Source organism: Streptacidiphilus monticola (assembly GCF_042658505.1).
Lineage (GTDB): Bacteria > Actinomycetota > Actinomycetes > Streptomycetales > Streptomycetaceae > Streptacidiphilus > Streptacidiphilus monticola.
Map to the genome: position 1 here is coordinate 49,032 of NZ_JBHSQJ010000078.1, position 4,115 is coordinate 53,146.

Annotated in this window: 3 protein-coding genes; all 3 read right to left on the minus strand. The window is 67.3% G+C overall.

Going from position 1 to position 4,115, the window contains the following annotated elements; genetic code table 11:
* Positions 1-41: 41 nt before the first annotated feature.
* Positions 42-1,301 (minus strand): S8 family serine peptidase, encoded by a 1,260-nt coding sequence (locus ACFP3V_RS19220; protein ID WP_380585037.1) that lies wholly within the window; start codon positions 1,299-1,301, stop codon positions 42-44.
* A 154-nt stretch (positions 1,302-1,455) separates the two neighbouring features.
* Complete coding sequence (locus ACFP3V_RS19225; RefSeq protein ID WP_380585039.1) at positions 1,456-2,880, minus strand: WXG100 family type VII secretion target; 1,425 nt, start codon at positions 2,878-2,880, stop codon at positions 1,456-1,458.
* On the minus strand, positions 2,880-3,197 hold the full coding sequence (locus ACFP3V_RS19230; protein ID WP_380585041.1) for a hypothetical protein: 318 nt from the start codon (positions 3,195-3,197) through the stop codon (positions 2,880-2,882). Before ACFP3V_RS19230 ends, ACFP3V_RS19225 begins: the two co-directional genes overlap by 1 nt.
* Positions 3,198-4,115: the final 918 nt, after the last annotated feature.

Genomic DNA, 4,115 nt, shown 5'->3' on the forward strand with positions numbered 1-4,115 from the left:
ATCCGTCCGGGCCCTCTCACGTGGTGCCCGCTGCCGTTCGTCTACCGGGCGTTGGGGTCCTGGTAGTTCGGCAGGTTCGAGTACTGCTGGTTCGGCGGGTACTGACCGCCGCCCTGGGCGTGCGGGGGCTGTGACTGGTAGTACTGCTGCGGCGGCTGGTAGGGCTGCTGACCGCCGTATCCGGCACCAGGCCCTCCAGGGCCGAACCCGCCTTGCGGGGGCTGCCCCGCCCCGGCGGAGCGGCGGCGGCTGCGCCGACGCAGCACGATCACCAGCACGACGATCGCGAAGACGACGAGCGCCACGCCTCCGGCGAGCGCGACGAGCGCCTTGCTGCCGCTGCTGCTCCCGGAACTTGCCTGGCTTCCCCCCGAGTTGGACCCGCTCCCGTTCCCGGCTCCACCGGCGGAGCCGGAGGACGGGCTGGCCGAGGAGTCGCTGTACAGCCGCTTGGACTGAGGCAGCGGGCCGGCCTTGGGGCCGGGGTCGATGTTCTTGGCGACGGTGGCGGTGGCGATGCCGTAGCCGTAGTGGTCGTTCCAACCCTTCTGGCCGGGGCCGGGGTTGGCCATCTTGATCATGTAGTTGATCGTCTGCCCCTGCGTGAAGTCCGGGTGCGCGGACCGCACGAGAGCGGCGATGCCGGAGACGAAGGCAGTGGCGTAGGAGGTTCCGTCACCCTTGTACATCTGGGTGTCGGATCCGTTGCTATCCCGGACGATGTTGGTGGCAGGGCCCATGAGGACGAGGTGCTTGCCGTAGCTGGAACCACTCCACAGCTGGGCGTTCTCGTCGACGCCGCCGACGGAGACCACGCCGGGATAGGAAGCGGGATATTCGTCCTCGTCGATTCCTGCGTTGCCAGCGGCTGCGACGACGACCACATCGTGCTGCTCGGCATAGGCGATGGCATCTTCCTCGACCGGGTCTCCGGTCCCCGCCTGGCCAAGTGAGAGGTTGATGACCTTGGCGCCGTGGTCGACGGCATAGCGAATACCCTTGTCCACCGCCCAAGTCTGGGTGGGCTCACCTACACCGATTGGAAGGATCTTGGCGTCCGGCGCAACGCCCATGATCCCGTCCTGCTCACCAGCTCCATGGCCGTGGCCGGCGATGAGGCTCGCTAGACCCGTCCCGTGTCCCTCCGGCGAGTAATCCTTCTGCCCGTTGCCGCCGTGAACGTAGTCCACGCCTGACAGCACCTGACCATGGAGGTCAAGATGGGAGGCCCGGACGCCGGAGTCGATGACGGCGACGATCACGCCCTTGCCCTTGGAATGCGGCCAGACCTTGGTGCTCAATTCGTAAGCCTTGAGCGGCCACTGTGCGGCCCTCGCTCCGTCGTTCGCTTGGGCGGCAGGCGAGACGCCGAGAACCAGGGCTCCCGCCAACACCGCACCGCCGACTGCACGCAGTGCTTGCGCGAAGCCCATTCGGTTCCCCTTCGTCCGGACCTCAGAAGTCAATCACGTTGGGGTTCGGCTCCCCGTCGACATCCCAGGTCTCTTCGTCCTCGACAAGATAACCGGCTCGGGCCTTGCGCTTCTTCTTGCTGGAGTTGCCACGGCCGAGACCGCCCATCCCCATGCCCATGCCGGTGCCACCGCGCTCACCTGACGCGGCTTCAGCAGCTGCGCGCTCCTTGGCCGCTGCAAGGCGGGCGTTGCGAGCCGCCAGTGCTTCCTCGCTCTCGGCTCCTGCTCCAAGGGCGCCTTCGCCGGCTGCTCCGCCGAGTCGGCTGCCGCGACGACCGCCACCCAGAACCCCCCCTTCGCCTGCGCCGCCGGTCCCAAGGGGACCCATGCCACCGTAGAGGCCGCCGTGCGCGCCGTTCGCGGCACCGCCACCGCCGCCGTCACCGAGTCCGATGCCGTGGTAGTTGGGGTCTCCACCGGTGCCGTGGTCGAGCCCGCCACCGCTGTGGGGGCCGCCCGGCCCGCCGTCGATGGTGGTCGTCGGGTTGGGGACATTTCCGCCGCCGCTGCCGCCGTGGATGCCGCCCGTGGGGTCGGTCGGGTAGTGCGTGGTTCCGCCTGTGCCGGGGTCGCGCACGCCGGTGACTCCGCCGTGGCCGCCGGGGTCACCACCGTGGCCGGTCACCATGCCTTCGTGCTTGGGCGACGTGCTGGTTCCCCCGGAGCTCCCCACCGGTTGATAGGTCTTGCTCGGTGCGGGAGGCCATACGCCACCGTCACCGCCGCGGACGGGACGCTCGTCCAACTTGGCAGATGCTTCGTTGTACTTCGTCCCCAGCTTCTCCATGACGACGACGGCCTGTTGGTGGGCCTCCTCGTTCGCGGAGAGTTGGCCGCCGTCCTTCTTGAGCGCCGCCTCAAGTCCGTACTGGGCCGCGTCCTGCTTGAACTGCCAGTCCTGCCGCTCACTCGTCAAAGCCCGACTACCCCGATCCCAAAGGCTGGGCTCGTCGGGCATGTTGTTCTTGGCCTCTTGGAGCGCGAACGCGGCGTCAGACATGGCCGCCGACGCGTTCTGGGCGTACTGCGCCCCGTTAGTCAGACTCGTGTGCAGGTTGGTTGCATTGGTCCGGAACGCCTCGGCGGAGTCGCCGGACCAGTTCTCGAGCAGGTTGTTGACGTGAGTCTTGAGCTGGCCTGCCGTCTCATTCAGCGAGTCGTGGATCGCCGTCCAGCGTGCGGCGACGTTGTGCATCGCCTCAGGATCGGTGTGCATGATCATGTTACGGAGGCCCTTGAGGCCGCCACCGTGCGACTCGAAGTCAGTGGTGAAGCCACCATGGCCCGGCTGGCTGCCGCCGCGGTGCTGCTGCTCGACCGACTTCCACTGGTTGTCGGCCTGCTGCTGCTGTTGCTGCTGGTACTGGTAGATCTGCTGCTCAGCGGTGGGGTCGTAGTAGGTCATCAGTGCGCCCCGAAGCCGCCCGCAGCCGCCTGCTCGTGCTGCGAGTAGGCGTTGTGCGCGCTGTTGGTCTTGTCCGTGAACTCCTGGATCATCGCCTGCAGGGTCTTGATCATGTTGCGGATCGACTCCTGCATGTTGTCGTGCGCCTTGTGCAGGAAGCCTGCTTCCAGGAAGTGCTCGTTGCCGAGCTGGTTGCGCGTCAGGTTCACGTCGTAGGTGGCGGTGCAGTGCGCGCCGTCCATGTCCTCGACGAGGCCCTGAAGCTTCGTCACGGTGTCCTTCAAGTACTGGAGATCGACCTCGTACCCGGTGCCCATCAGTCGGCTCCCCCTGCCTTCTCGCTCGCCCGTCACACTTGTCGTTCGGCCAACAAACAGACACATGATAGGAGAACCGGGATCAGTTCCACACGCCCCCCGTCCGTATGCGGAGGACGGTCGTCCATACGGCGCGGCAGACCTGGAAGCCTCGGACATTCCCTTGCAGGCTGGCAGTGGTGACGACCGGTCAGGAGCGACGGCTGGCTCAGGGCGGGGCGGCCTACGGTCGCCGACCACTCGGAGCCCCAGTTGCCACCGTCCTGCATCGCGCCGACCTTTCCGGCTTCGGCACCTCCGCATCGAAGCCGACCAGCACGACGGGAGGGTGGGTCGAGGCCGTGCTCACTGCGTCTGGTCCCTCGCCGGCATCGGCTTCTCGAGTCCTTCCGCGCCGCCGAGATGAATAGCAATCCACGGGATAAGCACCACGCACAGAACGCAATGAGAAAATGACGCAATTTCACGGATGGAGCTGAGCGGGAAGGTGCGGCTCGCCTTAGATTTTCGCGGGACGTTTGCAACGGCATTCGCCGTTGGGCGGGGCCGGGGTGCGTGCTGCTCGCTCCGCTCGCGGAAAAGACGCGACCACGGCAGCGGGCGCGGGGCGGGCGTCGTCGTCGGCCTGCGGGACGGGCGGGCGTCGGGCGTCGGGCGGGTGCGGAAACGTTTTACCGGGACGCCCGGAAAATACCCGGGAAATAGTGCCGGAAATGCCTTGCGGGGCGGCCGGGAACGGGTCCATAATTGTTCCATGGACGCCTCGATGTACGGGGGCGAGGGTGAGATGACCAAGGCGTCCGGCGCTGTCCCGGAGGCCCCGTCCCCCGCCTGGACCGCCCCCTTCCAACCTCCTGTTTCTGCTCCTTCGGCTTTGGCGGTGGATCCGCTGGCCTGCCTGCCCGGGGTCCGGGCGGT